Below are 2,224 nucleotides of genomic sequence, written 5' to 3'. Positions count from 1 at the left end.
TGCGATCGATAATCTTACGGCGGTCAGGGAGTCATCTGTTAAGAAAAGTTTTGTTGTAAGAAGTTTTTGAGTACTTCTCGATTCGGCTGCATATAGTTTTGTGTCAACTCTATTAACCTGGAAATATTTTGCTCTGTGGCGTCATCTATCATATCTTTCTTGATGGTAGGTTGCAGGCGCAGGTAACGAGTAGACGCTCTACCGCCAAGTTCTGGAGGACTCATTACTTGGCGAGTAATATAATCGTTAATGTCGGCGGAAGCATCGAATAATACTTCTATCAAGCGTCCTCCCCATATCCAATTTCCTATTCCCCAGGCGCGAACTTGTGCAAAGGGAATTGAATTAGTTGAATTCCCCGTACCAATGGAGAGAACAGAAATTTCCCTGACGGGATTATCTAGGCGGAGTGCTTCTGCAACGGCGCAGGCGGTAGGATTGTTCGCTCCAACGCCGCCGTCAATGAGGGAGTAGTCTTTGTCTTGAGTTTTCAGTAAATGTGCGGGGAAATAAGTTGGTGCAGCGGAGGAAGAAACACACAGTTCCCACAAGGGAGCATCTATCCAAGGTTTGTATTTTTGCCAGCTTTTGAAAACGATCGTTTGTCGATCGATCGTGTCGTAGGCGGTAATTAACAATCGTGGCGATGTGTCGATGTCAGACAGCTTCGTGTTACCGAACTGCTCTTTCAAAGCGTTAATCAAACCTCGATCGGAAAATTTAGGCGCTGAGAAACCGTATTCCAACAGCAATTTTAGTCGCTGAGGTGACCAACGACTGGTGTAGGGGAAGATAATTTTGCCTTTTTGCCTGTAGAGTTCGAGGATTTCCCGGCTTCTTCGTCCTGTGGCGATCGCAGCTGCTAAAATCGACCCAGTGGAAGTCCCTGCAATCAAATCGAAGTACTGATTTAAAGGGCGATCGATTAATTTTTCTACTTCCTCAAGAATAACGGTAGGGATAACGCCGCGAATACCCCCGCCGTCTAAACTCAATATGCGAAATGGCACTGTTTTTCCCTTCTTGCTAAAGTTACTGCGGTTTTCCCCTGGTAATATCGATTGCGATCTTACCGCCAAAGTCGGGAATCGGGGCTGAGGGCTTTGTCACCTTAACTCGAACTTGCGTTACCTTCTCAGTTTCCAGGATAGTGGATGCGATCGTCTCGGCTAACTTTTCGATTAATGCAAACTTAGATGACTTCACCAAATGCTTTACTGTTTCGATCGTGCTGCGATAATCGTGGGTATCTTCGATCGCATCGCTTTTAGCTGCTTTTGACAAATCCAGCCATAAAGTAAGATCCACTTCAAACCACTGTCCCAGTACCTGTTCTTCTTGTAGGTAGCCAGTGTAACCGTAGCAACTAATTCCAGTAACGTGAATGCAATCCATAATTAGGGGTTAGGGATTAGGGGTTAGGGATTAGGGCGTCGGAAGAAATTTTCTCCTCACTCCTAAATGTTTGTGAGATTAAATCTTCAGTATTCTTTAGAATTGTACTTATTAGCCATCAGACATTTATTATTTGTGGGAAAGCAAATGACCGATGACTAATTATATCGTGTCCGGTAGCATCGGTACTGTAAGAATGATGTTAAGGATTGTCTGCACGAATCGTGGGTGAAAATTTAACCACAGATGAACACAGATGTGAGCGCTCTCTTTTTGACGCTACCGATGCAACCGGACATGATATTATCGCAAGTTGCTAGTTACATTATTCAAGCTTAAATTAGGTACGTAGTTGGGCTTTAGCCCCCTGATTCGAGGGATAACAAGGATATGAGCCCAACAACATACCCAGAAAGCAAATAACTAGCAACTTGTGTTAATTACCAATTACAGATCTCGATGCGTAAAAGGTTTGGCATCTTTACCGGCGTAAGTGGCGACAACATGACCGTCGCCGACAACTTGATACTTATAAGTTACCAAACCTTCCAATCCAACAGGGCCTCTCGGTGGCATTTTTTGGGTGCTAATTCCTACTTCTGCACCGAAGCCGTAGCGGAAGCCATCGGCAAAGCGAGTGGAACAGTTATGATAGACTCCGGCAGCGTCAACTTGGGCGAGAAATGTCGCGGCGGTGGATGAATTTTCGGTGACTATGGCTTCGGTATGTTTGGAACCGTATTTGTGGATGTGAGCGATCGCATCTTCCAGAGAATCGACTATTTTGATCGATAAAATCAAATCAGTGTATTCTGTTGCCCAATCTGCC

Annotated in this window: 2 protein-coding genes and 1 pseudogene; all 3 read right to left on the bottom strand. The window is 44.8% G+C overall.

Going from position 1 to position 2,224, the window contains the following annotated elements; all coding sequences use genetic code 11:
- Nucleotides 1-38 precede the first annotated feature (38 nt).
- Nucleotides 39-1,010, bottom strand: a complete 972-nt coding sequence (locus tag H6S82_RS30010; protein ID WP_190473660.1) for a CBASS cGAMP-activated phospholipase — start codon at nt 1,008-1,010, stop codon at nt 39-41.
- Between the two features lie 22 nt (nt 1,011-1,032).
- Entirely contained in the window at nt 1,033-1,395 is a 363-nt protein-coding gene (gene folB, locus H6S82_RS30005; protein ID WP_190473659.1) for a dihydroneopterin aldolase, read from the bottom strand.
- Nucleotides 1,396-1,842: 447 nt separating this feature from the next.
- A pseudogene (locus H6S82_RS30000) lies at nt 1,843-2,224 on the bottom strand (gamma-glutamyl-phosphate reductase); the annotation flags it as partial.

This window comes from Planktothrix sp. FACHB-1355 (assembly GCF_014748295.1).
In the GTDB taxonomy this organism is placed as follows: Bacteria; Cyanobacteriota; Cyanobacteriia; order Cyanobacteriales; family Aerosakkonemataceae; genus Aerosakkonema; species Aerosakkonema funiforme_A.
This window is presented reverse-complemented; position numbering and strand designations above follow the sequence as displayed.